The organism is Streptomyces sp. NPDC002133 (assembly GCF_040296405.1).
GTDB lineage: Bacteria > Actinomycetota > Actinomycetes > Streptomycetales > Streptomycetaceae > Streptomyces.
Genome location: NZ_JBEOXF010000080.1, coordinates 1 through 25789, shown reverse-complemented (window position 1 = coordinate 25789; position 25789 = coordinate 1). Strand labels below are relative to the sequence as shown.

General features: G+C 68.4%; 25 protein-coding genes and 3 pseudogenes. 17 read left to right on the top strand and 11 right to left on the bottom strand.

The window, feature by feature from the left end:
- Positions 1–29: 29 nt before the first annotated feature.
- The 5 genes and pseudogenes from ABT078_RS38640 (at position 30) to ABT078_RS38620 (ending at position 5505) form a co-directional block, all read left to right on the top strand.
- Positions 30–1598, top strand: a complete 1569-nt coding sequence (locus ABT078_RS38640; protein WP_351236424.1) for a glycoside hydrolase family 10-like protein — start codon at positions 30–32, stop codon at positions 1596–1598.
- A 318-nt stretch (positions 1599–1916) separates the two neighbouring features.
- Positions 1917–2201, top strand: coding sequence for a hypothetical protein (locus ABT078_RS38635; RefSeq protein WP_351236422.1), 285 nt, complete (start codon positions 1917–1919; stop codon positions 2199–2201).
- 707 nt (positions 2202–2908) lie between these two features.
- The gene (locus tag ABT078_RS38630; protein ID WP_351236420.1) at positions 2909–4288 is read left to right on the top strand and encodes an SMI1/KNR4 family protein; all 1380 of its coding nucleotides are present in this window, start codon (positions 2909–2911) and stop codon (positions 4286–4288) included.
- Positions 4289–4375: 87 nt separating this feature from the next.
- Positions 4376–4603, top strand: a pseudogene (locus ABT078_RS38625) (ATP-dependent endonuclease); the annotation flags it as partial.
- A gap of 179 nt (positions 4604–4782) precedes the next feature.
- On the top strand, positions 4783–5505 hold the full coding sequence (locus ABT078_RS38620) for a VOC family protein (protein ID WP_351236418.1): 723 nt from the start codon (positions 4783–4785) through the stop codon (positions 5503–5505).
- Between the two features lie 517 nt (positions 5506–6022).
- Here the strand turns inward: ABT078_RS38620 and ABT078_RS38615 are convergent.
- The 4 genes from ABT078_RS38615 to ABT078_RS38600 all read right to left on the bottom strand — a co-directional run bounded on the left by ABT078_RS38615 (position 6023) and on the right by ABT078_RS38600 (position 9721).
- Entirely contained in the window at positions 6023–6874 is an 852-nt protein-coding gene (locus ABT078_RS38615) for a polysaccharide deacetylase family protein (RefSeq protein WP_351236416.1), read from the bottom strand.
- Between the two features lie 540 nt (positions 6875–7414).
- The gene (locus ABT078_RS38610) at positions 7415–8416 is read right to left on the bottom strand and encodes an ABC-2 membrane transporter-related protein (protein WP_351236414.1); all 1002 of its coding nucleotides are present in this window, start codon (positions 8414–8416) and stop codon (positions 7415–7417) included.
- Positions 8413–9360 (bottom strand): ABC transporter ATP-binding protein, encoded by a 948-nt coding sequence (locus ABT078_RS38605; RefSeq protein ID WP_351236412.1) that lies wholly within the window; start codon positions 9358–9360, stop codon positions 8413–8415. Before ABT078_RS38605 ends, ABT078_RS38610 begins: the two co-directional genes overlap by 4 nt.
- Before the next feature lie 94 nt (positions 9361–9454).
- The gene (locus ABT078_RS38600) at positions 9455–9721 is read right to left on the bottom strand and encodes a hypothetical protein (protein WP_351236410.1); all 267 of its coding nucleotides are present in this window, start codon (positions 9719–9721) and stop codon (positions 9455–9457) included.
- Positions 9722–9889: 168 nt separating this feature from the next.
- Here ABT078_RS38600 and ABT078_RS38595 point away from each other — a divergent pair, with 168 nt between their 5' ends.
- Both ABT078_RS38595 and ABT078_RS38590 read left to right on the top strand, forming a co-directional pair.
- Complete coding sequence (locus ABT078_RS38595) at positions 9890–11080, top strand: sensor histidine kinase (RefSeq protein WP_351236408.1); 1191 nt, start codon at positions 9890–9892, stop codon at positions 11078–11080.
- Between the two features lie 20 nt (positions 11081–11100).
- Positions 11101–11805 (top strand): response regulator, encoded by a 705-nt coding sequence (locus ABT078_RS38590; protein ID WP_351236405.1) that lies wholly within the window; start codon positions 11101–11103, stop codon positions 11803–11805.
- Between the two features lie 50 nt (positions 11806–11855).
- Here the strand turns inward: ABT078_RS38590 and ABT078_RS38585 are convergent, their stop codons facing one another.
- Positions 11856–12323: a winged helix-turn-helix transcriptional regulator gene (locus ABT078_RS38585; RefSeq protein ID WP_351236403.1), complete on the bottom strand. Its 468-nt coding sequence runs from the start codon at positions 12321–12323 to the stop codon at positions 11856–11858.
- Between the two features lie 93 nt (positions 12324–12416).
- On the opposite strand from ABT078_RS38585, the gene ABT078_RS38580 reads away from it, so the two are divergent.
- From ABT078_RS38580 to ABT078_RS38550, 6 genes are all read left to right on the top strand, one after another.
- Positions 12417–12911, top strand: a complete 495-nt coding sequence (locus ABT078_RS38580) for a PaaI family thioesterase (RefSeq protein ID WP_351236401.1) — start codon at positions 12417–12419, stop codon at positions 12909–12911.
- Positions 12912–12923: 12 nt separating this feature from the next.
- Positions 12924–13151, top strand: coding sequence for a transposase (locus tag ABT078_RS38575; protein WP_351236399.1), 228 nt, complete (start codon positions 12924–12926; stop codon positions 13149–13151).
- A 608-nt stretch (positions 13152–13759) separates the two neighbouring features.
- The gene (locus ABT078_RS38565) at positions 13760–13903 is read left to right on the top strand and encodes a hypothetical protein (RefSeq protein WP_351236397.1); all 144 of its coding nucleotides are present in this window, start codon (positions 13760–13762) and stop codon (positions 13901–13903) included.
- 153 nt (positions 13904–14056) lie between these two features.
- The gene (locus ABT078_RS38560; RefSeq protein WP_351236395.1) at positions 14057–14440 is read left to right on the top strand and encodes a PadR family transcriptional regulator; all 384 of its coding nucleotides are present in this window, start codon (positions 14057–14059) and stop codon (positions 14438–14440) included.
- Complete coding sequence (locus ABT078_RS38555) at positions 14437–15810, top strand: permease prefix domain 1-containing protein (RefSeq protein ID WP_351236393.1); 1374 nt, start codon at positions 14437–14439, stop codon at positions 15808–15810. Before ABT078_RS38560 ends, ABT078_RS38555 begins: the two co-directional genes overlap by 4 nt.
- A 648-nt stretch (positions 15811–16458) precedes the next feature.
- A complete protein-coding gene (locus tag ABT078_RS38550) occupies positions 16459–17040 on the top strand; it encodes a hypothetical protein (RefSeq protein WP_351236391.1) in 582 nt (193 codons plus the stop codon).
- 199 nt (positions 17041–17239) lie between these two features.
- Here ABT078_RS38550 and ABT078_RS38545 read toward each other — a convergent pair.
- Together ABT078_RS38545 and ABT078_RS38540 are read right to left on the bottom strand one after the other, a co-directional pair.
- Positions 17240–17585, bottom strand: a pseudogene (locus ABT078_RS38545) (hypothetical protein); the annotation flags it as partial.
- Between the two features lie 3 nt (positions 17586–17588).
- Positions 17589–17768: pseudogene (locus ABT078_RS38540) on the bottom strand (ISL3 family transposase); the annotation flags it as partial.
- A 287-nt stretch (positions 17769–18055) separates the two neighbouring features.
- On the opposite strand from ABT078_RS38540, the gene ABT078_RS38535 reads away from it, so the two are divergent.
- Both ABT078_RS38535 and ABT078_RS38530 read left to right on the top strand, forming a co-directional pair.
- The gene (locus tag ABT078_RS38535; RefSeq protein ID WP_351236389.1) at positions 18056–18964 is read left to right on the top strand and encodes an aminoglycoside phosphotransferase family protein; all 909 of its coding nucleotides are present in this window, start codon (positions 18056–18058) and stop codon (positions 18962–18964) included.
- A gap of 583 nt (positions 18965–19547) precedes the next feature.
- The gene (locus ABT078_RS38530; protein WP_351236387.1) at positions 19548–20651 is read left to right on the top strand and encodes an FAD-dependent monooxygenase; all 1104 of its coding nucleotides are present in this window, start codon (positions 19548–19550) and stop codon (positions 20649–20651) included.
- A gap of 352 nt (positions 20652–21003) precedes the next feature.
- Here ABT078_RS38530 and ABT078_RS38525 read toward each other — a convergent pair whose 3' ends face one another.
- The 3 genes from ABT078_RS38525 to ABT078_RS38515 form a co-directional block, all read right to left on the bottom strand.
- Positions 21004–21396 (bottom strand): VOC family protein, encoded by a 393-nt coding sequence (locus ABT078_RS38525; RefSeq protein ID WP_351236384.1) that lies wholly within the window; start codon positions 21394–21396, stop codon positions 21004–21006.
- Positions 21393–21695, bottom strand: coding sequence for an ArsR/SmtB family transcription factor (locus ABT078_RS38520; RefSeq protein ID WP_351236382.1), 303 nt, complete (start codon positions 21693–21695; stop codon positions 21393–21395). Before ABT078_RS38520 ends, ABT078_RS38525 begins: the two co-directional genes overlap by 4 nt.
- Positions 21696–22171: 476 nt before the next feature.
- Positions 22172–22831, bottom strand: coding sequence for a DNA alkylation repair protein (locus ABT078_RS38515; protein ID WP_351236444.1), 660 nt, complete (start codon positions 22829–22831; stop codon positions 22172–22174).
- 584 nt (positions 22832–23415) lie between these two features.
- On the opposite strand from ABT078_RS38515, the gene ABT078_RS38510 reads away from it, so the two are divergent.
- Complete coding sequence (locus ABT078_RS38510) at positions 23416–23868, top strand: VOC family protein (RefSeq protein ID WP_351236380.1); 453 nt, start codon at positions 23416–23418, stop codon at positions 23866–23868.
- Positions 23869–23908: 40 nt separating this feature from the next.
- Positions 23909–24487, top strand: coding sequence for a helix-turn-helix domain-containing protein (locus ABT078_RS38505; RefSeq protein ID WP_351236442.1), 579 nt, complete (start codon positions 23909–23911; stop codon positions 24485–24487).
- Between the two features lie 317 nt (positions 24488–24804).
- On the opposite strand, the gene ABT078_RS38500 is transcribed toward ABT078_RS38505, so the two are convergent.
- Positions 24805–25098 (bottom strand): WhiB family transcriptional regulator, encoded by a 294-nt coding sequence (locus tag ABT078_RS38500; protein ID WP_351236378.1) that lies wholly within the window; start codon positions 25096–25098, stop codon positions 24805–24807.
- Positions 25099–25789: the final 691 nt, after the last annotated feature.

Sequence of the window (25789 nt, the reverse complement as noted above, 5' to 3'; positions counted from 1 at the left end):
ACCGACGAACTTCACAGGGGACACATCACATGCGATTGCCTCGCGTACTCATCACCCTGGCGGCGGTCCTCGGCCTGCTCTTCGGCGCGGGCACCACGCTGCCCGCCCACGCCGACGACGGCCCGGCGGCGCCGGCCCAGTGGCGCAGCTACTGGGTGGACGCCTTCAACCCGGGCATCTACACACCCGCGCAGGTCACGACTCTGGTCAAGGACGCGTTGGACATCAACGCCAACACTCTGATCGTCCAGACCGCCCGGCGTTACGACTGCTTCTGCAACAACGCCCTGTACCCGCGCACCGACGCCGCGATCGCTCCGGCGCCCTACGATCCGCTGGAGGAGATAGTCCGGCAGGGGCACGCGGCCGGACTGCAGGTGCACGCCTGGGTCAACGTCAACACCATGTGGAACAGCACTACCCCGCCCCGCTCCCCGGACCATGTCTTCAACCAGCACGGCCCGGGCGTCACCGGCGCCGACCGCTGGCTCAACAAGAAGGCCAACGGCCAGGAACTGGTGGGCGCCAACGCCTATGTCGACCCCGGCCATCCGGCGGCCGTCGACTACATCGTCCGCGGCATCCAGAGCATCGTCCGCAACTACGACGTGGACGGCATCAACCTCGACTACGTCCGCTACCCGGACGGCAGCTCCACCACCACCCACAGCGACTGGGGCTACAACGACGTGTCCGTCGCCCGCTTCCAGCAGGCGACAGGCCGTACCGACATACCCCTCCCGTCCGACGCCGCCTGGGGTGACTGGCGACGCAGTCAGGTCACCAATCTGGTGCGCAAGATCTATCTCGGTATCTGGGAAGTCGACCCGCAGGCCCGCCTGTCGATGGACGCCATCACCTACGGGCACGGGCCGCAGGCGGTCGGCGGCTGGCAGGCCACCCGTACCTACGCCGAGGTCCTGCAGGACTGGGCGGGGTGGCTGGACGAAGGGATCATGGACACCGCGGTGACCATGAACTACAAGCGCAACTGGAATCCGGACCAGGCGCTGATGTTCTCCGAGTGGTCCGAGTTCCTGGCCGACCACCAAGGCGAGCGGCAGGCGGTCAACGGACCGGCGCTGTACCTCAACGGCGTCGCGGACTCGCTCAGCCAGGTCAGGGAGGCGCTGCGACCCAGCGCGGCAGGCAATACCGCGGCCGGCTGGAGCGGCTACGCGTACGCCAGTCCCAGCATGGATGTGGCGGCCAACGGCCTGGCGGTCGAGCGGGCCAAGCTGGTGCAGGCGCTGACGCAGGGCGAGGACGCGCCGTTCAAGGACGAGGCGGCGGTGCCCGGCATGCCGTGGAAGGCGGCGCCCCAGGACGGGCATGTGGCGGGCAGGCTGGCGCTCCGCGGCGGCGGAGCGCTGGACCAGGTGCCGGTGACGCTCCACCCGCTCACCACCGGCGGGAAGGAGACCAGCCGGCTCAGCGACGGCTCGGGCTGGTTCGGCTTCGCCCATGTGGAACCGGGCGTATATCTGCTCACCCTGGACCTGCCGGAGGGGGTGATCGGCTCTCCGGCGACCGTGGTGAGGGTGACGAAGGGCCATATCGCGAAAGCGGCGTTCCCACTGTTCCTGGAATTGCCGTAACGAAGGGCCGTAACCCTCAGGGAAGCAGCCGGCCGGTCGGCTTCACGCGTTCGACCGGCCGGCACGGAGCGAGCCGTCCGTCCCTTCTCATCGGGCGGGTTCTTGCGGCCGTAATGCTGGACGCCGTCGATTTCGACGATGATGCGGGAGCGGTCCGGGGCCAGGGGAGGAGGCCGTGTGTCCGGGACCGAGGCCGCCGTTCGGATCACGGAAGGCGGCCCTTCCGGTGAATGCCGGACGCCCCGCGAGCGAGGTAGCTGTCGCAGGGGTATGGCGTCTCAGCCATGCAGGAACCCGGAACCCGCGAGGAGATTGGCCATGTACGCAGCAGTCCGACGGTACGAAGGGGTGACCGATTCGGCCGAGGCGGCACGCATCGTGAAAGAGGGGTTCGTGCCGCTCATGCGCCAGGTCCCCGGCTTGGTGGCCTACTACTGGATCGATGCCGGGAACGGAACGATGGTCTCGACCAGCGTCTTCCAGGACCAGGCCGGTGCTGAGGAATCGATCTCAAGGGCGTCGGACTTCGTGCGGGACAACCTCGCGTCACTGCTCCCCAACCCTCCCCAGGTCATGGCCGGGGAGGTCGTGGCTTCCGCATAGCGGCGCAAGCGGGCATGTGAGGTGGCGTTTGAACCGCCACTGACCACGTGCCATATCTGTGTCACCGTCAGGTCTCTATTCCATCGGAATTCTCTCTGGGGGACGACTCCTTCAGCAAGGTGGGGAATCGAACCTTCAACCGCTCTGACCTCAACTGGATCTGCGCTGTTGACCTGATCCCCGGACGGCCACACTGGTGCTCCGCTGCCGGCCGTCGTCGTCCCCCACCCGAAGCGGTTACGGCCTCGACGGCATCGTGCCTCGCGAACCCATGTCGAGGTGCTGTTCGTTTCCGTGTACGAAGCCGCCGCCGAGCACGTGTCGACGAAGCCGAACCTCTCTTCGACCTCGATGGCCGATTCCGCCGCTGCGGCGGTCAGAGGCGACCGCACCCACTCCTGGGACGCCGTGACGTGCAGAGACTCATCGGTCCGAACGCTGATGACCGTGGCGGCCTGCGCGAGCCCGAGCGGCTTCGTCACCAGACTCTCAGGCCGGATGACGGGCTACCGACGAAATCCGTCTACCTGCCGTTCTGTAGCTCCCGGTTCGTGCGGGTCCCGTGATGAGCGTGTCGGGCTCCCACGAGGGATGGGGCCGACGACGGTGGGACTCGGCCGGGGTGGCGGCTTTCCGCAATAATCAACCTCACGACGCGCCCGCCCTTGCCGTCCCCTACGACCACTGGAACGACCGGAGGCCTACCGTTGCCCTCGATACATGACTTCGAGACCTGGGAGCCCGTGCTGCGACTCCTGCGGGCCGGTAACGCGGAGAGCCTTGCCGCACGGGGCGGTTATGTGGCGGGACGGATCGGCCACGGCGGGTGGAGTCTGCCCATGCAGCGGCGGCTCCCGCCGCCTGGACGAGCTCTCCAGGTCGAGGACATGCAGGACGAGTTCGCCGTGGTGCAGCGGGTGCTTGGCGTACTCGCGGACGCCGGCGCTCACGCCATCTCCTTCACGGCGGAGATCTCGCCGACCGGCAGGACCGTGCTCCACCTGCTCAGCCCCAGCCCTGCAGTGGAGCCCGGTATCGGCAATCCGCACCCGGGTTCGCTCGTCCTGGTCGAGGACTCCGTCCCCGAGCCGTGGCGCCGCCTGCCTGACCCGGTGCCTGGGGCGGCGCCGGCCCCGTCGATGGATCTGGCGTTGCTGGAGCGGACGCTGCGCGAGCGGATCCCCGATGCGGTCGGCGCCACCGAGGAGGAGATCGCCGCCGCGGAAGCGCGCCTCGGCGTCCCGTTGCCCGACGAGCTCAAGGTGCTCTACCGGGTGACGCGAGCGCGGTGGGAGGATCAGCGCGACGACCACGAGACAGCGGAGCGCGTGTTCCAGATGATCGGCGAGCTCTTCCCTCTGGACGAGTTGTACATCGCCGACGCCCCGTCCCGTCCGTGTCCGTGGCGGTTCGCGGCGATGGAGGCGGTCGTCACCCCGCCCGACGCCGCGGTGCAGGGTCTGGTCGGCTCACCTGGCTGGATTGCCTTCAGTGACAACGGCGGTGGCGACCGGATCGCGGTCGACCTGACACCGGGCCCGCGCGGACACACAGGGCAGATCATCATGCTCAGCCATGAGGAGAACACCGGCGCCTCACTGATTGCCGACTCTCTCACCGACCTGGTGATGAACGGGCGCAGTCAAGGGCGCGGCGGCCGTCACCGGGACGAGCCGCCGGTCGTGGCCAGGGTCAACATCCGAAGCCTGACAAGTGTTCAGGCCGCCGCCCACGCCGGGCTGGAGGTGCTGAGCATCGGTGTGTGGGAGGGCGAGCCGTTGAGCCTCGCCTCCGTCACTGGGCTTCCCCGTCTGCGGACCCTCACTGCCTACCCCGGTACGCTCGCCGACCCCCTGGAGATCGCCAAGCTGACCGGACTGGAGTTCCTGGAGCTCGGGCCGGAGGAGTGGCGTGTCCTCCTCGATGCCGGAGCCGTCCCGCGCAGCCTGTCGGCCGCCGCCATCGAGGTGCACGGCAATCGGCACCCGCTCCCGATCGTGGCCCTCGCCAACGAAATCCTCGCCCTCTGGGACCGACCCCTGATCACCCAGATCATCCTCGAAGGCCACCTCGGCCCTGCGGCGTAGACGGCGGTGGTGCCCGAGGAAGACGACCAACGGCGCTTTCGTCACTCCAGGAGCCGCATTTCGCCAGTTCCCCATGACCGGCGAGGAGCGCTCGGAACGGCGAGGGCCGAGGAGATCGTTCGGACCGAGGGCGACCTCCGCACCCGGCAGACCTTCGTGCACCAGCCGGCACACCGCGGTCGCCCTCGGCAGCAGCAGTTGCGGCGCTTACTCGGCACGAAGAAGGACCGCAAGATCCGCCACGGCCGCCTCCTCGTCGACGCTCGACCCCGAACAGGTAGTGGCCCTCTCGACGGCCTCCTCCCGAGCTTGTGACTTGGTGGACGTGGGGGGCTGTTGTGACGGCAGTGGTCGAGCGCTGGCCGTAAATGAGTTGACCGGGTGGCGCCGTCTGGGCAGGCTCCAGCCACGACCTGGATGAAAGCTCTCTTGCTGGTGGACTGCGGGACCGGATCGGCGGGTGGGCAGCGAGTCAGCGGATCGGACACCGAGGGATGACTTCTCAACTCCACGCACTCTGCTTCGATGCGAACGACCCGCTCGGTCTCGCGCGCTTCTGGGCCGGCGTCCTGGGCTGGGAGATGACCGACGACCCCTACGACGGCATCGTGCTCCTGCCCAGCGACGACACCGGGTTCCGGATCCGATTTCTTTCGACCCAGGAGGAGAAGTCAGGCCAGAACCAGATTCACTTCGATCTGACGAGCACGTCTCTTGATGACCAGCAGCAGGTTGTGGCGAGGTCGCTCGGACTCGGCGCCCGGCACATCGACATCGGTCAACGCCCGGAGGACGAGCATGTGGTGCTCGCCGACCCCGAAGGCAATGAGTTCTGCGTCATCGAGCCGGGCAACAACTTTCTCGCCGACTGCGGATTCATCGGAGCGCTTGCGTGCGATGGCTCACAGGACGTCGGATACTTCTGGAGCCAGGCGCTGGGCTGGCCGTTGGTCTGGGACCAGGACCAGGAGACCGCGATCCGCTCGCCGCGCGGCGGTCCGAAGTTCACCTGGGGCGGTCCGCCGCTGATGCCGAAGACCGGGAAGAACCGGCTGCATTTCGACCTCGCTCCACCTGTCCACGGTGATCAGCAAGCGGAGGTCGACCGTCTCGTTTCCCTCGGGGCGACTCGAATCGACATCGGCCAGGGCGAGGTCAGCTGGGTGGTGATGGCCGATCCCGATGGCCACGAGTTCTGCGTGCTGCCCTCCCGATGAATGAGCGTTCCGTCTGGGTGGCAGTGTTTGGTTCGAGGTTCAGGTGTCGCGCCGGTTCGGGGCGGATTCTGGGGTGATGCGTCGACTCGGCCGCGAAGCCGGCGGCCGGCACCACGATTGGGCCTGAGACGTGCGGCTCCGTGGCTCGACGTACCCCCACTGATCCCGACACGCAGGTGCGAGTACGCCGGCGGCCGGGGGCAGATGACCGCCTGGTCCGGTCGGTCCCGCGCACTCTGTCAGGGATCGCCGTCCGGTGGATTGCGGAAGTCGGGGACGGTAGCGGCTCAGAGGTTCAGGCGGGTGTCCGTCCCCCCGAACCGGGAGGCCCGTTCGGCCCGCCGCCTCGAAGCCGATGTCCCCGGCGCCGTAGGTACGGCGGTGGCACTGCGGGCACCGTCAGATGTCCTCCCCCTCGACGGTCTGCCCTACGGGTGTTGGCCGCGTCTGAGCAGCAGGGCGGCCCCTACTCGCCTCCGGGAGTGTGACGCGCGTCCCGGGTGGCCTCAGGTGCTGATCACGGTCGATACACGGTTCCGGGCACCGGCTTGGCCGGGTGGAGGAGTTCGGGGACCGTGACGAAGGTGTAGCCGCGATTCTTCAGCTCGGCGATGATGCCGGGCACGGCGGGCACGGTGCCGTCGTAGATGTCGTGCAGCAGGATGATTCCGTCCCGGCCGGCCTGGTCGAGGGTGCGCTTCTCGATCAGGGCGGAGTCGGTGGTCGCGTAGTCCTTCGCGGTCGTGCTCCACAGCACCTGGGAGAGGCCGAGCTCCTTGCTGACGGCGGTGACGTCTTCGTCGGTGCGGCCCTGCGGCGGGCGCATCAGGGTGGGCTTCTCGCCGGTGATCTCGGCTATTGCGTCCTGTGTGCGGGCCAGTTCGTCGTGTATCGCTTCCTTGTCGAGTGTGTCGAGACGTTGGTGGGTCCAGGTGTGGTTCGCCACCTCGTGGCCCTCGGCGGCGAGACGGCGGACGGTCTCCGGGTGCTTGAGTACGTGGTCCTTGCCCAGCAGGAAGAAGGTGGCGTGGACCTTCTCCTTCTTGAGGATGTCGAGGAGCTCGGGGGTGTCCTTCCCGGGGCCGGCGTCGAAGGTCAGGGCGATGCACTTGGTCTTCTCGCAGTCGACGGGCACCTCGGTGCCACCCGCGTTGCGTCCGGCGGAGCCGGGCTTCCCCTCCCCTCCGGTGAAGGCTGCGGCGCCCTTCGGGGCGTCAGCGCGGGCCTCGGAGGGCGAGGTGGTATCGACCGAGCAGCCCGTGAGGGCGAGGGCGGCGAGCGAAATTACGGCGAGTGTGGAGGCAATCCTGGGCAGTGTCCGGCCCGTCCCCTTGGGTATGGCGGTCGTGGTGCCGGGTGCTGCGGGCATGACGGTGTTTCCCCTTCGTGGCGGCTTGGTGCCAGTGGTGCGGGCGCGCAACGGGACCTGGGCCATCGCGGTTTTGCCGCTTCGACCAGGTCTTTCCGGCAGGGCAGCAGGGCCGCAGCAGACGTAGCCGTTTAGTATTGAACAATACCGTATCGACTGATTCGATAGCTGTGATGGGTCCTCCTGACCGCCGATGTTCCGCACAGAGCCTCCGCCTTGCGTCCGACCGGCCGCTCCGGGGCACCTCGTCTCTTGCTCTCGGCTTGCTGCTCGGCCAGGCGCACTGGCGCGCGGCCGCGGTGATGACGGAGCCGCTTCGGCCGCTAGGCATCGAGTTGCGGCATCCTGCCGTGCCGATCGTGATGGTCGACTGCGGGGCCCACGGTGCAGGGGGCGACAGGGCGAAGGAGTTCCTGGCAGACCGGTTGTCGGTCTGGCAGGCGGTTTCGGGGCTCCTCTCGTGAAACCCATCTGGCCTGCTGTTGCTACTCCCTGCGTCCCGGGGACCCCCGGATCGCAACGGCCCCGGGCCGGGGGTGATCAGGCGGGGTTTCTACGGATCCACCACACGGACAGGGCGATGAGCGCGGCGCCGAGCGCCAGGGACAGGCCGGTCGTCGCCCACTGCAGTGGCCAGAGGTCCGAGACGGGGTGGTACTCGGCCCAGCGTCCGGTGATGCCGTGGGAGGAGAGGCACTGGCGGAAGTCGGTCTGGGCGTAGCACTCTGTGAGGTCGGACACGCGCCGGCCGTCCGTGGACAGCGGGCCGTCCGCCAGCAGCCATGCGGTGCCGGGGGCCGGGGGTTCGGAGGTGTGCTGGGCATACACCGTGTGGATCGGCCGGAGATGCGGACGGACCCATTCGAGCAGTGTGAACAGCCCCGCACCGGTGACGAGGGTGGCGCCCATGGCCAGGACGGTGCGGCGCAGGATGAGCCCCAGGGTCGTACCCAGGAGGTAGAGCAGGACGCTGAGGCCGACGACGACCGGCCCCACCGCGTAGAACGGGTACCACATGTGCCAGAACTCGAAGCCCGCGGTCTTGACGACCGGGTGCCACCACCAGGTCGTGGCGGCGGCGATCACGCCGCTGATGATCACGGTCATGGCGAGCGGCACGCCGAGTTTCGCCACGAACCAGCGCATGCGGGTCACGGACTGGGTGGCCACCGTGCGGTAGGTCCCGGACTCCAGTTCCTGTGCGAATTGCGGGCCGCCGAGGAACAGGCCGAACAGGAACGGGAGGAGCAGCATGGCCTGGAGTGGACGCCGCATCGGGGACTGGTACTGCTGCTCGAAGCGGAGGAGGTCGGTCAGGCACGGCGTGGAGTTCTCGTGGCCGTGGCAGGCGTCGAGATGCTGTGTGGTGACGGCCGCTGCGATGTGCTGGTGCTGCACGATGGCGTAGACGGCGATGGCTGCCGCGGCCGCCAGTCCGATCCAGAAGGCGGTGCGGTTCTGCCGCCAGATCAGCCAGATCAGTCCGCGCAGCCGAGGTCCGCGGCGGACGCCGGCGCGGGCCTGGGAGGTTCCGGTGCTCATGCCGCAACCCCGCTGACGCCGGTGACTTGCGCGCTCCGAGTGAGCAGCGGGGTCGCGTCGGGCGATCTGAGATATCCGAGAACGAGTTCTTCGAGGGTGGGGGCGCGGTGGCCCGCGTCGGACGGCAGCGCGTGGCGGGTGCGGACCAGCGAGGTGAGGTGTCCGTCGCCCGTGGAGGTCGCGATGACGTCGTACCCCTCCAGGTTCGTCTGATGGTGCGCGCGGTCCGTCGCCTGCGCGGTGAGCTGCCGGTGTTGGGCCAGGAGGAGGTCTACCTCACCGGCCAGACGGATGGTGCCGTTGTTGACGAGTACGAGGTAGTCGCAGGCGCCTTCCAGCTCGGAGACCAGGTGCGAGGACATCACGACGGTCGAGCCGTGCCGACGGGCTTCGGCCTGGAGGGTGTCGGTCATCTGGTGGCGCACCAAGGGGTCCAGGTCGGCCATCGGCTCGTCCAGGAGCATCAGCCGGGGGCGCTTGCCCAGGGCGAGGGCGAAGGCGACGCGGGTGGACTGTCCGCCGGAGAGGGTGCCGATCCGGGCGTTCATGGGGACGTTGCCGGCCTCGATGATGGACTCGGCGGTCTCCTGGTGCCAGGTGGGGTTCAGCTCCAGTCCCATCCGGAGGATCTCGTGGACGCGGAAACGGGGGTAGAGGGCCTTCTGCTGGCTGAGGAACGCGGTGCTCTGGCGGGCCCGGGCGCTGCCGGGACGATGTCCGGACAACCTGATCGTGCCGGTGGTCGGCTCGATCAGGTCGGCGGCCAGGGACAGCAGGGTCGTCTTGCCGGCGCCGTTGGGGCCGACGAGTGCGCAGATGCGGCCGGCAGGCAGCCGGAAGGAGCTGTCGCGCAGCGCCCACCCACGACGGTAGCGCCTTCCCAACCCGATGGTCTCGATCGCGGGGACGTTGGGGACCTGGTGGTCCATGACGGAATCGGTCATGACGTACTGGCCTGTGTGGTCTTCCTGTGTGTGGTCGGCATGACGGGCCGCCGCCCCAAGGAGCGTGGCGCGGCTCTGTGGTCCAGGTGGCGGTTCACCGCTCCTTCGGGTCCGGGCGACCTGCCGTGCCGTGCCTGCGGCGCCAGAAGAGGGACAGTGCCGCGACTCCGGCGGCGAACAGCACCAGATGGGGGAGGCCGGGGATGGGCAGGGCGGCGCCCCAGAGCGTCAGGTGGGCCTGGAATCGCTCGGCCAGCGGCACACCGCCCAGCAGGAGGAGCGCCGCGCCGAGCAGGCCGACGGCGAGCCGAGCGGGCCGCTGGGGCAGCGGGACGGTGTCCTTGCGCGGGGATCGGTTCATGGCCCTGACGCTACGGCCGAGCCGGGGGAGTGGGCTTCGGTAGAAAGTCGGTGATCCGTGGGTGACGAAAGTCGCGTCCGAACAGGCCCCATACCTTCGTATAGAAGTCGCGCGCCGTGGCCGATGTGGTTGGCCCCCCTCAGCAGGGGCGACGTATGTTGCGTAACCGTGAGCAAGAAGAACACGGGCGATGGCCGGCGCGACGTACTACGCGACCTGGCGGTCGTGGCGGCGGCCGCGGCCCTGACGGCCACCACCGTTGCCGCGAGTCACAGGAACCTGTGGTTCTACCCCCAGATTTTCACCGACGCGGGTGTCTTGCACAGGCTGTCCGACGGGACGAACACCCTGCTCGTACCGCTGGCGGGCTGCCTGCTGTTGTGGTGGCGGCGCACCCGGCCCGTGGCCGTCTCGCTGGCCCTGGTGGCGATGTGCACCGTCGCGCCCGTCATCCCCGCCACGGCCATCGGCCTGTTCACCACGGCGGCACAATGCCGGGTCGGCACCACCCGTCGGGTGGCGGCGGTCGCGCTGATCCCTGTCCTGTACTTCCTGGCGACGCACTGGTGGTCCTTCGAGTCAGCGCAGTCGGCCCAGGTGACCTCGGCCGTGACCGGGGCCCTTCTCGTGGTGGGCGCTGTCGGCTGGGGCCTTTTCGTACGTTCGCTCCACGAGCGTGCCGAGCGAGCCGTGCGCGAATCCGCACTGCGTGCCGAGCAGGCACGCCAACGAGAGCGTGAGGCGATCGCCCGGGAGATGCACGACGTACTCGCCCACCGCCTGTCACTGCTGAGTGTCCACGCCAACGCCCTCGAGTTCCATCCCCACGCACCGGCCGAGCAGGTCCGGGAGGCCGCCACCGTGATCCGCGACAGTGCGCGCCAGGCATTGGAGGACCTGCAGCATGTCCTCGGCGTCCTGCGCACCCCCCTCGACCCGGGCGCCGAGGTGAGAACCGAACCACCCCAGCCCACACTCCGGGACCTGAAGCATCTGGTCGAGGAGAACCGCGGGGCGGGTATGCGCATCGAGGTGGACCTGGATCTCACCGAGGCGGACTCGCTGAGCGAATTCACCAGCCGCACCGTCTACCGGATCGCGCAGGAAGCACTGACCAACGCCCGCAAACACGCCCCGGGCGAGCCCGTACGCCTCACCCTGGCCGGAACGTCGCGCGACGGCCTCACCCTGGAGGTCACCAACCCCCTCCCCGCCACCCCGTCCCCCGTTGCCGCTCACGGGGCGGGGCAGGGACTCATCGGCATGTCCGAACGCACCGCTCTGGCCGGCGGCACGATCACTCACGGCCCCACGGCCGACCGCTACCGGGTCACGGCCCGGCTGCCGTGGGCAACGTGATCGCCGCTACCGTGGTCGGCATGATCCGCGTACTGCTGGCCGACGACGATCCCCTGGTCCGCGTCGGGCTTCGCATGATGCTGGGGGGCGTCGACGACATCACGGTGGTCGGTGAGGCATCCGACGGCAGCGAGTTGCCCGCCCTCGTCGATCTCCACACCCCGGATCTGATCCTGATGGACATCCGCATGCCGACGATGGACGGCATCGAGGCAACCCGCATTCTGCGCGCCCGCACGGACCCTCCCGAGATCATCATGCTCACCACGTTCACCACCGACGGATACGTGCTGCGTGCCCTGCAGGCCGGAGCCAGCGGTTTCCTCCTGAAACACACCCTGCCCGAGGACATCGTGACCGCGGTGCGAAGAGCCGCAGCCGGGGAACCGGTGCTCTCCCCGGACGTCCTCCGCCAGCTCATCGACACCGTTGCCGCGGTGCCCACCGGCGGCACAGCAGCACAGCACACCCCTGCCGCCCCGCAGGCGCCGGCTCCGGGCGGGCAGGATGCGCAAGGTGCGCAAGCGCTGATCGGCCGGCTCGGCGTCCGCGAACGCGAAGTGGCCTTCGCCATCGCCGAAGGGAAGACCAACGCTCAGATCGCCGCCGACCTCTACATGAGCATCCCCACCGTCAAGGCCCATGTGTCCCACGTCCTGACCAAGCTCGAACTGAGCAACCGCGTCCAGATCGCCCTGCTGGTCTACCGGACCGGCCTGGTCTGACCACAGCACCACAGCGTCCCCGGCCCGCTTCCGGGCGGGCGGGCCGAGGGTCAGCCCGAGGTGCGGGCCGAGGCTCCGGGGCGGGTGTAGGCCTGCTGGGGGGTGAGCGCGCTGTGCCCGCCGGTGCAGACGGCTACGGTCCGGACGGGTTCGCCGCAGTCGCGGTGGCGGACCTCCAGAGGCGGGCCGTCGGGGTCCGCGGTGTAGCGGTCGCCCCACTGCTTGAGGGCGATCATCGCGGGCCACAGGTCCCAGCCCTTGGGCGTGAGCCGGTACTCGTTGCGGGTGCGGCTGCCGGGCTCGCGGTAGGGGACGGTGTCCAGAATCCCGGCGGCGACGAGTTTGCGCAGCCGGTCTGCCAGCACGGCCTCGGACAGTCCCATGTGGCGGCGGAAGTCGTCGAAGCGGCGCACGCCGTTCATGGCGTCACGTAGCACCAGCAGCGACCACTTCTCGCCGACGAGGTCGAGGGTGCGCTGCACCGTGCAGTTCTCGGTGCTGGTCTCCAGCCAGGACATGCGGTCATCATAAGCTGGCTTCGGCATTGACAGCCAGATGTGTGGATGGCTAGCTTCGAATGTGGAAGTCAGTGAGTCCGGGAGGAACGTCCAATGACGAGGTCACGCACGTTCGAGTGGGGGGACCCGAAAGTTTCCGCGGCCGCGGTCGGTCGGGCGAGCGGTCTGGAGTTCCTCCGGGACGTGCTGGCCGGGCGCCTTCCCGCGCCGCCCATCGCGGCGACCCTCGGATTCACCCTGGAGGAGGTGGAGGCGGGCCGCGCGGTCTTCGCGATGGAACCGGGGGAGGAGCACTACAACCCCATCGGCAGCGTTCACGGCGGCGTCTACGCCACCCTTCTCGACTCAGCCGCCGGCTGCGCCGTGCAGTCCGTCCTCCCGGCCGGCATGGGTTACACCTCACTCGACCTGAACCTGAAATTCCTGCGTCCCATCACCATCGACACCGGCAAGGTCCGCGCCGTTGGCACCGTCCTCAACCAGGGCCGCCGCACCGCCCTCGCCCAGGCCGAGCTGTTCGACTCCCAGGACCGCCTGCTCGCCCACGCCACGAGCAGCTGCATGCTCTTCCCCGTCCCCGCCCAATAGGGTCCGCTGTGAATGTGGATCTTCTTCGTCGATGATCACGTTCTGTGGGACGTGGGGATCTGGCGAATGGCCCAGTGGGCCCGGCTTGAGCGGCTGCTGCCGGAGTGCATCGAGCCGGGCCGTCCGCACGTGTCGACGCGGCGGCAGCTGATGGACGGCATACGGCGGCGAACCCGGACCGGTGCTCCCTGGCGGGACGTACCCGAGAGGTACGGGGCCGTGGGCGGGTCTATGACCTGATCCGGCGCCGGCAGCGGGACGGGACCTAAGGCCGTCTCGTTGGGAACACCGGGCGGACCAGAGGAAGACGACCGCGACGTGCGGTCCGGCCAGCTGGACGGTCGCGGTCTTCTCGCAGCGCATGGCGATGCCGCGCGACCGCCTCAAGCGGTTGATACACCGCTCGACGGTGTTGTGCTGTTCGTAGGTCTCGCGGTCGCAGACGGGTGGCCTGCCACCATGGCTGCCTCGTTGGGACGAGTCGGCGCCTGGCCGGCCGGCGTCTTGGGGGTGCCCGTCAGCCGCAGCACAGTCCCGCGGCCGGTCGACCGGCAGTTGCAGCGAGTCGCGGCCGAGGGGCCCACAGGAGCTCTACTTCAAGGATCGGGGGCCGCCGGGCCCACGGCCTTCTGGTGGAGTACGCCGACCCGGAGGACATCGAGTTCGGCCTGTGGTTGCTCGGCGCAGCGGCAAGGGTGTGTGTCGGAGCGCCTCAGTTGGCCAGTTGAGATGCGACCGGCAACCGGATTTTTTGTCTGCCGGCCGCGCGGGCGTTACGGAGCCGCGCGAAGGACCACGGCGGCGCCGTGGCCCGCCCGGCCGACCCCTCGGAGGTCATCAACCTCGGCATGGGGGCGGACATCCTGGCCCACGCCCGCCGTCTGCTCCCCGAGCTGTCCACCAGTGAACTGCGCTATCTGGCCGCGCGGTTGGCCGATGCGCCGGACGCCGGATTCCCCGTGGTGGAAAGCCGCGGCCAACGGCTGCGCTGACGAAGATCGGGACGATGGGTCAGCCTCCGGCGCGGCGGGCGCCTCTCCACATCTGAAGACGGGACCGCCCTGGAGGGGACCGGTTCCTTGTGACCGGCATTACCTAAAGCTACTATGCATCACAGTCCTAGGTATGGGACTCAGGGAGGTCTCGTGAAGGTCACCAAGGATCTCGTGGCCGCCTCGGCTACACCGATGGTGCTGGGCATCCTGGCCGAGGGGGAAAGCTACGGCTACGCCATCCTCAAACGGATCAACGAGCTGTCCGGCGGAGAGCTGGACTGGACCGAGGGACTGCTCTACCCGTTGCTGCACCGGCTCGAGCGCCTCGGACATGTGGAGTCGAGCTGGCAGTCCGTCACCGGGGAGCGGCGGCGCAAGTACTACCGCATCACCGACAGCGGCCTCGCTGAGCTTGCCGAGCAGCGCCGCCAGTGGGACACGGTCGTGGACGCGCTCAAGAAGGTCTGGCTCGGCCCCGGCGATCTGAAGACATTGACAGCGTTGAGAGCGATCCCGCTGGAGGGCCGGACATGACAGCACCAGACGGTCAGGACGAACTGGAGGCCCAGTTCGCGCAGTGGCGTCACTACGTGCAGCACCGCCCAGAGCTGGCGCAGGCCGACGCCGAAGAGCTCGAAGACCATCTCCGGGGTTCCGTCGATGAGCTCATCGGCGTCGGCCTGCGCGCCGACGAGGCGTTCCTCGTCGCGGTCAAACGTATGGGCGGCCTGGACGACTTGTCCCGCGAGTTCGCCCGGGAGCATTCGGAGCGGCTGTGGAAGCAACTGGTACTCACCAGCGAGATCGACAGCCCGGCGGCGGACACCCGGTCGCGGCGTGACCTGCTCGCGGTGGTCATCTGTGCTGCGGGCGCGGCAGCGTCCATCAAGGTTCCGGCACTGTTCGGAATGAACATCGAAGAGGATGCCCCGTTCTATGCGCGCAACCTCAGCCTGTTCGCACTGCCCTGGCTGGCGGCCTTCCTGGCCTGGCGCCGACAGGCCGGACCGGCACTGATCGGGATCATGCTGGCGTTGTTCGCGCTCGGCGCCGTGGCGGCCAATGTCTATTCGCTCGCGGACGACTCCCAGTCGGCGGTCCTGACCGGCATCCATCTCCCCATCGCCCTGTGGTTCGTGGTCGGCCTGGCCTATGTGGCCGACAAAGTACGCTCCTCACGCCGACGAATGGACTTCATCCGCTTCACCGGCGAGTGGTTCGTCTACCTCGCTCTCATCTCCTCCGGTGGCGGCGTGCTGATCTCGTTCGTCTTCGGGACCTTCGAGGCCATCGGGATCGTCCCGGAGGACTTCATCCTGCAGTGGCTGCTTCCGTGCGGCGGCGTGGCCGCGGTCGTGGTGGCCGGGTGGCTCGTCGAGGCCAAGCAGAATGTGGTCGAGAACATCGCCCCCGTACTCGCGCGACTGTTCACCCCGCTGTTCACCGCGGTGCTGCTGGCCTTCCTGATCGCACTCGGCTGGACCAGCGCCGGCATCGACGTGGAGCGGGAAGCGCTGATCCTGTTCGACCTCCTGCTGGTCGTGGTGCTGGGGTTGCTGCTCTACTCGATCTCGGCCCGCGATCCGCTGGCCCCGCCCGGCCTGTTCGACAAGCTTCAGCTCGCCCTCGTCGTCAGCGCGCTCATCGTCGACGCCATGGTGCTGCTGGAGATCACCGGGCGTATCTCCGAGTACGGCACCACACCCAACAAGGCGGCGGCGCTCGGAGAGAACGTCATCCTGCTGGTCAATCTCGCCTGGTCGGCATGGCTGGTGCTGGGCTTCGTCCGCCGGCGCACACCGTTCTCGGCGCTCGAGCGCTGGCAGACCGGCTATCTCCCGGTATACGCCGCGTGGGCCTGGATCGTGGCCCTGGTGTTTCCCCCTTTGTTCAGCTACCTCTGACCGATCAGGTCGACGACGAACGAGTCCAATGCCTGCGGCCCGGCGGGTCGGTGCCGCCAGCCGCCGCGCCGGCACGGCCTGCGCCGTATGGGGCTCGGACCAGGGCATGTTCAAGGTAGCGGGATGGGCACACTGCACACAGGGCAACCTCGGTCAGTCGCAGACCGAGGCGGCCTTGTACTCGGACCACTGCGAACAGGCCGGCGCACGCCGCCCATCCGGGTGCCGTCGCACGACGGCAGCTTCGTGGCCCACCGCGGCACCTGGACGGGCCGCAGTGGTGCGCGTCACGGAGTGGCCGGGCGGGTTCGGCGGCAGGCCGTCCATGGCGTGCTCGACGTGCCTGGAGGAGGGCCTGTGGCTTGCCGCGGGCGGGCAGCGGTGGTGGCCGTGCTCGTGTGGGCGTCGTCGGCAGTGCGGGGACGACGGCGGCTGCGCGTCGCGGAAGTTGAGCCGGAACCCCCAGAACCGACGGCACACCCCGGCGGGTGGCCATCAAACAGCACGGGCAAGTGCTCCACCTTTCAGCCCCGCGCTTCGGTGAGTGGACCTGGCCTTACCCGGCTGCGCGATGCCGTAAGCGTCCACGGTTCGTCACAAGGCACTCGCCGTCGACAGACTGCCGAACATGCTGGATATTCTCCCGGTATGAAGATCATGGTGGGGGGCCTCGCGGCCGGGTTGGGATTCGGGGCGGCCACCTCGCTCGTCAACGCGCTTTCGTCGCCGTACGGCGACCTCGGAATGCCGCTCACGGGCACCGTCTGGGCCAAGGGCGCCAAGGTGCTCAGCCTGCTGATGGACGCCGGCTGGGCATGGGCCGCGCTGGCGGTGGTGATGGGCTGGCTGGCCGGGACACGTGCCCGAGGCGCGTTGGTCGGGGCCCTGGCGCTGGTCGCGGCCACGGTGGCGTACTACGTGACGGACGCCTTCGTCTGGGGGGCGGGCACGGATATGGTCGCGTGGCTGGTGGTGGGGCTGCCGTTCGGGTTGGTCCTGGGTGCGGTCGGTGCAGCCATCAGGCGGCCGGGGCTGATCGGCCTGCTCGCCGCGTTGACAGTGCCGGTGGGGGCTGCCGTGCAGATGGCCGTGCTACCGCCTCGCCCGCATCTCACCTTGACCCCGGCAATCATTCTTGCCGAGGGCATCGTCTGGACGGCCTCCGTGCTCGGTGCGGGCTGGGCCGTCCACCGCTTCCGGGCCGCGAGGCGTTCAGCCGTGGCCGAATAGCGAGGCGATCAGGGATACCCCGTGCTCGCCATGGGCGAGCAGACCGCCGCACCTCTCAGGGTCTCGGCTCACTGCAATCCGGATCCCTCCACGGAGCCGGTGAAGGGTCTGGCCGCCCGCCGGCTTACCACGACAGCGAATGGGGAGCCCTTGTCGCAGGCGCGGGGTCTCCCGTTGTGCACCGGCCGGTCGTTCCGTCTCAGCGCTGGTGCATGTCGCGGAACTTGACGTCCTTGCCAGCGTAGGTCGTCTGGGCCGCCATCCGGCCGCAGTTCGAACCCGCGTTGAAGGTCTGCCAGTTGCCGATGACCCTGCCCCACTCGACGCAGACACCCGGCGCGTACTTGTACACAGGCCCCGCGTACGACCGGTACTCACCCTCGTCGACCGCCGCCTCGGACTCCGGGCGGCCGACGACGTTGAGGTAAGCGACCATGTACGTGGGGCTGCCGACGGTGTTGCGCTTCGTCACGACCCAGTTCTTGCCCGTCATGGAGTTGTAACAGGATCACGACGCTCTGCCCACCGAGCGGGAGATCCTTCAACCTGCGCTGATAGCAGTCGTGCACCCGGTCCGAGAATCGACGGCAGTCCGGACATGCCACCTCGGCCGCCCGCCCTCTCGCCACCACATCGACGGTGCCGAAGACAACGGACACCCCCTCGACGTCCACGTCGTCTGTCCCGGCGAACACGAGGGAATCCCAAAACGATGCGTCGACCTTCATAACAGCACGGTCACCGATCACAGCCAAGAGCGGCGTGGAACAGCCAAAGACCTGATGGAGCGTCACATTTACTCTGCGTGGTGCCGGGGCGTGCGGTCTCATGCGCGTGCGCCCTCGCCTGCCACCTGCTTTCATGTCGCTCAAGCTGCATGCCCCCTGAGCCGCTGTCCAACTGATTCGCCCGGTGGTCTGCTCGGTCTCCCGGTCGGCGCGTCCTTGTCTCAGCGAACCTGCCTCATTCGGAAAGTCACTGGCTTCCCGTTCCCTCTTGTGGTGAGACTTCCGACGTGACGCTTCACGAGGATGAGATTCCAGTCGACGAGACGCTAGTCCGGTCACTGCTGAAGGCACAGCGCCCAGAGTGGGCTGACGTGCCGTTGTCGCCCGCAGGCGCGGGCACGGACAACACCATGTACCGGCTGGGCGATGACCTGCTCGTGCGACTTCCACGAACCGCCGACAAGGGACAGTCCGTGCGAAAGGAGCAGGAATGGCTTCCTCGCCTGGCGCCCTTGCTTACATCTCCGATTCCCGAGCCCGTCCACGCCGGGACGCCCACCAACGTCTTCCCTCTAGTCTGGTCGGTCTACCGCTGGATTGACGGTGACGAGGCCGGCCCTGCCACCGTCCAGGACTGGGCCGCCTTCGGAGCCGACTTGGCGGCGGTCGTGCGGGAACTCCACGGCATTGACCTCATGGGAGCGACTCGCGCAGATGGCCTCAGCTGGTATCGCGGAGGCAGCTTGGCGCCATGCGACCAGTGGATCGCCAGGTGTCTCAACGATTGCCGAACCACTGTGGGTTCTGAGCTCGACGTTGACTCTCTAGAGCAGTTGTGGCGAGCCGCGCTCGCACTGCCCGAGCCCTCCGGACCCCACGTATGGCTCCACGGCGACCTCAAGCCGACGAACCTCTTGGTCCGCGAAGGCAAGCTCCACGCAGTCATCGACTTCGGAGGACTCTCGGTCGGCTTTCCTGACGCCGAGCACTCCACACTCTGGGACCTGCCGCCACAAGCACGACAGGCCTACTGGGACACCTTGAACCTCGACGATCTGACCTGGGCCCGCGCCCGCGCCTGGGCAATCGCGGTGGGCGTCAGCGGCATCTCCTATTACTGGCACACCTTCCCCGCGTTCGTTGCCGAGTGCCGAGCACGACTTCGGGCAATCCTCATTGACGCCGCTGCGCGGTGAGTGGCCTCCCCGGTCCGAGAGGAACGGTCATACGGCGCAGGACCAGTGAAGGGCGACGGGATGCCGCGCGAAATGGAGCACTACCACCGACATGCCCTGAGCCTGACTCATCTCAGCGAACCTGCATTGCCCTGGTCACAGCGTCATCAACAGCTCACTTCCGATGAGACGGGACAGCGAGCCCGAACTCTCGCAATCGAACACCGAGGTGACGCTCCGCGACCGCTCCCCAAGACCTGCGCCAGAACCCAAAAGTCACTGACATCGATCTTGCCTGCCTCGAACCGACTCCCCGAGTCACCCCGAAACGATCCCCCGTGGAAGTGACACAGCCACCGGCGGCTGGGGCTGCTCGTTGTCCCGGGCGGTACACCCACCGACCTCTGGCACGGGGTCGGCGCACCACGCCGGTGAGCCTGGCGAGCCGATTCGGCGAGCCTGGTCGGACGGGGTGATCGGGCCGTCCGGCGCGTGACGCAAAATGGGAGTCGGCGCGGGGAGCGGGTGTCCAGCGCCGTGCATCTGTGCAGCTCAGGCTGGTCCGTCGGTGTTGTCGCGGTCCGTTACTGGTAAGGAACTCCCTGTGAACAAAGTTCGTACTCTGATCGTCGGGGCCGGAATCTCCGGTCTGGCGCTGGCCAAAGCTCTGGCGGACCGTGGATTCCCGGTGGACGTCGTCGAGCGCCGCGCCGACGACGGACAGGCTCCCGGCGCCGGTCTCTACCTCCCGGCGAACGCCGTCCGTGCACTCCAGGGCATCGGCGTGGGGGACGAATTGGCCAAGCGTGCGGAGCCCGTGACGCGGCAGCGGCTCCAGGACCACCGCGGTCGCCCGCTCACCGAGTTCGGAGTGGGCCATATCTGGGGTGAGGTCGGCCCCTGCCTGGCCGTCACCCGGGGCGATCTGCACGAGGTGCTGCGTACGGCCGTAGCCGGCACCGTCGTCCGTTACGACACTGAGGTGAGGTCGGTGACCGACGACGGGACTGTGACCTTCGGGGACGGCACCACCGGCGCGTACGACCTGGTGGTGGGTGCGGACGGCATCAACTCGGCTGTGCGGCGCTCCCTCTTCGGCGGCCCGGAGCCGCGCTTCCTGGGCCAGCTGTGCTGGCGGTTCATCGCCGACGACACCGCGATACCGGGCATCACCGACTGGACCGCGCGGCTGGGTGCCAGGGGCCGGACGTTCCTGACCGTGCAGCTCGGTGCCGGCCGCGTCTATTGCTATGCCGACATCAACAGTCCCGTCCCCGCCACCCCGGCCGGCGACTGGCGCACGCTCTTCGCCGACTTCGGCGGTCCGGTCCCGCAATTGCTGGAGCAGGGCGCGGACGCGCACTTCGCCGCGCTGCACGAGAGCGAGAACACGGTCTGGACGCGTGCGCGCGCCGTCCTGGTCGGCGATGCCGCCCACGCCTTCTCCCCGAGCATGGCCCAGGGCGGCGCGATGGCTCTCGAAGATGCCCTGGTACTCGCTGACACGCTTGGAACCGAGCCCGATGTCACCGACGCCCTCGCCGCCTTCCAGGCCCGGCGCGCCGGGCGGGTCGCCTGGGTGGTGGCGCAGAACCACCGCCGGGACAAGGCCCGCAACCTGCCCACGCCGCTGCGCAACCTCACTCTCCGCCGGGCCGGCGAGCGTCTTTTCAAGGCCAACCACGCCCCCTTGCACGCCCTGCCGTAGCGGCCTGGCGCATTCACCTGAATTCTCCTTCGTCGGGCGCTCCGCGGGGGCGACGACCGCCGGCTTGACGTCGAAACCGAGGTGGCCGTCACCGTGAGGTGGAAGCCGACATCGCAGGACGTCGGGGTGGAGCCGGTCCGGTGGCCGGCGCCACTCGAAGGCGGTGCACAGCTCGCTGTCCTCGAACCACTGGAAGAGGTGGCGGGCATGCCGCCGTTGGACGAGTGCACATCCGCGCGCGTACCGGCCGAGAGGGTTTCGAGGAACTCCGGAGTCGTGCCCACGCTGCCGAGGGACTCCAAGGCGAGAGTCCCGTTGCCGCGGCGGCCGAGCCCCGCACGTGGCCGACCGCCTACTGCGGCTGTGTCGCGATCTGGATCAGGTTGCCGCAGGTGTCGTCGAAGACGGCGGTGGTGACGGCGCCCATCTCCAGGGGCTCCTGGGTGAAGCGGACGCCGAGGCCGCGCAGGCGGTCGTACTCCGCCTTCACGTCGTCGACGGCGAACTGGGCGAGCGGGATGCCGTCCTTGACGAGTGAGTCGCGGTAGGTCGTGACGGCCGGGTGGCCGGCGGGCTCCAGGAGGAGTTCGGTGCCGCCGGGTTCGTCGGGCGAGACGACGGTCAGCCACCGGTCCTTCTCGCCCACCGGGACGTCGTGCTTCTTCACGAAGCCGAGGATCTCGGTGTAGAACTGCAGGGCCTTGGCCTGGTCGTCGACGAAGACGCTGGTCAGATGGATCTTCATGGGGTGCTCTCCTCCGGTCCGGATGTGCCGGGCGCGAGCCATCGCTCGGCGATCTGCCGCAGCGGGGCTGTGTTCAGGTCGTGGAACTTGTAGCGGCCCTCCCGCCTGGTCTCGACGAGCCCGGCGGCCTCCAGCACGGCGAGGTGCTGGGAGACCGCCTGGCGCGAGATGCCGAGCTGATGCTTCATGCTCAGTCGCGAGCAGATCTCGAACAGTGTCTGTCCGGACTTCTCCGCGAGCTCGTCGAGGATGGTGCGGCGGGTGGGGTCGGCCAAGGCTTTGAAAAGGTCGTCGGCCACGACCACAGGATAGGCAAATGCTCACTTGCCTATCAAGTCGAGGTGCGCCGCGTTCCGAGTCGGCCCGCCGTCGGCGGGCGCAGGCCCAGCGGGCAGCGAGGTCGCGGTAGGTGGAGGGCGACTGCGGGGCGCCAGCGGCGAGCTGGAAGGGGATGAGCTGCTGGTCGAGGGCGTCGGTCGGTCGTTTTGCGCCGAACGGCATCGGGACCCTTCCCGGCGCCCTGCGGGTGGAGCTCGGCTCAGTCCCACCGAGAGGTCACCCGAGTGACTCTCCTCAAGAATCCTCGACCTACGGACCGACCGTCTCGGCGCTTGGGCACATGTCTGCACCGCGGCGAGCGGCCAGGTCGCTTCGATCGACTCGGGCAGGCCCGGTCTGTTCTCCAGCCGTGTGCGACGTGAGGCCCCTCACGGCCGGCTCGTATCGGGTGCCGCGTTCTGAGGGAGTAGCGGCACGAGCGTGAGCGCGAACCGTCCTACTTGTCGTGCTGTCGGCGCACCATCTCGGTGATCCAGATGGGCGCGAACGGAGACGTGCAGCCCGGGGAAGTGGGGTAGTCCTTGAGCACCTCCAGGCGCTCACCGATGTCGATGGCACGAGTGCGGTACTCGGCGTGCTCGATCCCGATCTGAGCCAGGCAGTGGTTCATCGCCCACTGCAGACGATCCGGGGCGTCCTTCATCTCCTTCTCGATGACGTCGAGCAGCACTGCGAGGTCGAGGCCTTCGGGCTTCTTCGCCACACGTTCGGTGGTCAGCGCCCAGCCGGCGCTCGCGACCACTGGATCCGGATCGGCGGACCAGGCAAGGCGCAGCTCTTCGGAGTGCGGGTTCTTCTTCACCACGTAGTTCACGAGCCAGTCGTGCACCTTGGGTGTGCGCGCCTCGCGCAACATGACGTCCAACTCGTCACCCTCGAACGCTTTCGGGCGGCAGATCAGGATCGCCAGCAGTCTCGCCGCGGTGTCACCCGTCTCCCATAGCCGGCACGCGAGTTCCTGCTGCGTCTTCAGCCGCTTCGCGAGCGCGCGCAACTTGCTGAGGTTCACACCGTGATCGTCACCGTGTCTCTCGTTCACCTCGCGTGCCTTCGGGTCCTCGAGCTCGGCCAGCTCGGCCATCACCTCGGCCACCATCGCCTCGGCCACCTCGGCCTCCTGTCCATCACGTGCGAGATTCAGCGTCTCTGATGAGCTTAGCGATCCCATGCAAGAACTGATGTCCGGTGTGGGCTGCGGGCAGAGCCGGTGAGGGGCAACGCCGCGTCGGAGCCGGTGACGAAAGGGCAAGGCGATCACGATGACAGGCAGCCTCACCCGCGCGGACTGGGTGAAGCACACGTACCCGGGCCACGGCAGTCAGTACGTCAAGCTCCAGTTCGCAAGGCAGGCAGTACGGCCTACAGCACCGTCAAGACGGTGAAGGTGAGCACCACCGGTGCCCTCAAGACCACCGTTATGGCGTCCGTGGACGGCACCTGGCGTTGGGGATTCGGCGGCACGTCCACCACCGGCACGGCCTTGTCCGGCGGCGACTAGATCGACGTGTGCTGACCAGTGCCTGTGCCGGCGGCCCCGCCCGGGCCGCCGGCACAGGCACTGGTCAGCGGAGGGCCCGGCGGCCGGCACGGCCGACTCCCCTCCCGGCCGTGTTCGTTCGTGCCCACGGACATCCATCCACCACTATGGAAGGAAACATCCGATTTGCCTGGAGGTCTTGCATGCACCGTGACGGTTTTCCTGCCCCGGATTCCGGGCTCCTCCTCACTCACTTTCTGACGGTGGCCGACGTAGCCCGATCTCGTGCCTTCTACACCGACATTCTCGGCGGTGAGGTGGTGCTCGAGGAGAACCCCTGCACCATCAAACTCGCCAACGGATGGATCATCATGAACCCGGGCGGCGGCCCCACCCCGGACAAGCCAGACGTCACCCTGCGCCCGCCCACCGACCCGAGCACGGTCAGCAGCTTCCTCAACCTCCGCGTCGCCGACATCGAGGCATGTCACCGAGAGTGGAGTGCGAAGGGCGCCGAATTCCTCACGCCACCCATCGATCGCAAGGCCGAGCTGCGGTGCTACCTGCGCGACCCGGACGGCTATCTCATCGAAGTCGGGCAGGCCACCGGCATGCTGCACGGCGTCTACGCCGACCAGTCCGCCGGTAGGAACTAGATCCTTGGCCGGGTAATCGACCTGCTCGTCGGCCAGCAGACTGTGTCCAAGACATGATCTTGGAGGTCGTCGTCGGACGTCGACCGGTGTTCGTCCGGCGGGTCACGATGGACGAGGGCCGGAAGCTGCAGCGGCGCAGCCGGACCGCGAAGGACCCGGTCCGGCTGCGCCGGGCGATCGTGGTGCTGATGTCCACCCAGGGCCAGACGGTCAAGGACATCACCTCACTGAGACAGGCGGTGAGGACTTCGTCCGCGAGGTCATCCACGCTCTCAATGAGCGGGGGGTTCGACGGCCTGGACCCAAGTGGAGCGGGGGACGCCCCAAGACGATCAATGACGAGGTGCGCGAGCACATCTGCCTGATCGCCCGGACGTCCCCCGCCGACTGGAAGATCACCGCGTTCTCCACCTGGAGCCTGAGCAAGCTCGCCGAGCACCTGATCCAGCAGAAGGTGACCCCGGCCATCGGCCGGGAGACCCTGCGCCGGATCATGCGCGCCGGCAAGACCTCCTGGAAGACCACCACGACGTGGAAGGCGTCCACCGAACCGGAATTCATCGCCAAGATGCACCGCGTCCTGGCGCTGTACGACACCCGCCGACGGACAGGCGGGTGATATGCGTCGACGAGTTCGGGCCACTGAACCTGATGCCGCGCAAGGACAAGGCATGGGGGCCGGTGAGGCATCCGCGCAGGCTCCGGGCCACTTACAACCGCCATAACGGTGTGAGGCATATGCTCGCCCCCTCGATCTGACCACCGGCGAGGTGTACTACCGCATCCGCCCGCGCGAGCGCTGGCGCGAGTTCCTCCACCTCCTCAAGGCCCTGCGCGCCCGCTGGCCCGGGGAGAAGCGCGCTTCTGAGCCGACCGGCGCACCGGCGGCGGTCATCGGCAACTCAACGACGCGTAGGAGGCACTTGACCGGTGGGATCAGCGCGCCCGCGGCTGCTCGTGCTCGTAGCGGGCCTCCTCCAGCACGTCCCGCCAGGAGTCGACGCCGGGGCGGCGGCGTAGCAGCGCTCTGCGCTCGCGTTCCGTCATGCCGCCCCACACGCCGAACTCGATCCGGTTGTCGAGGGCTTCGGCCAGACACTCGATGCGTACCGGGCACCCTGCGCAGAGCGCCTTGGCGCGCTTCTGCTCCGAGGCCTCGGCGAACAGCTCTTCCGTGTCGGTCGTCCGGCAGGCAGCGCCCGAGTGCCAGTGGGCGTTTCGGCTGGTCATGTCTTCCCCTCTTCCTTCGATGCCCGCAACGCCCCGGTGCCGCTGTCGGTTCCCGGCCTGCCGGGAAGTCGCGCCGGTGGCGCCCCGGGGCTCATCCGGGCTGCGAGGTTGTAGGTGGGTGTGGGGCAGGCGGCGTGAGGTGTTGGAGGAAGGCGCTTGCAGCAGGCGGAGGCGGGTATGTCGCAGGTGCGGGCGTGACGGGGTGGGAGTGCCCTTCGATCACCGTGATCAGCACGGGTCACGGCATGGGCGGCGGCAGCCCGGCCCGTCGTGGTCATCGTTCACTCGGCGATTCAGCGCGTGAGTTCACGCCGTAAGCAGCCTCCCCACCCCGTGAAGCGCTGTAGGACCTCGCAGGGGCACGCGGCCTACCGGCGCGGGCTGCCGCGCGCCGCAGGGGTGCTGGCGGGACCTTGCGGGCGGCCGTGCCGCGGGCCTACGGATGCCAGGTCTGGATCGACGATCCCGCCAAGCAAATCCCACCCGAACCACGAAGCTCATAGCGACGCAGACATGTCATTCGATCTGGGCGAGGTGTCGAGCAACGACGCGTCAAGAGCGTGCTCTCCCACTTTCGCGTCGAGTTCTACGGCTGCTCTACTCCCCGGCGTCGCGAACAGGTTCAGCGGTGGGGGGGAGGAGGTCTCGCGCAACCGCACACCGGACGCGGTGACGAGACACTCAGAAAGGA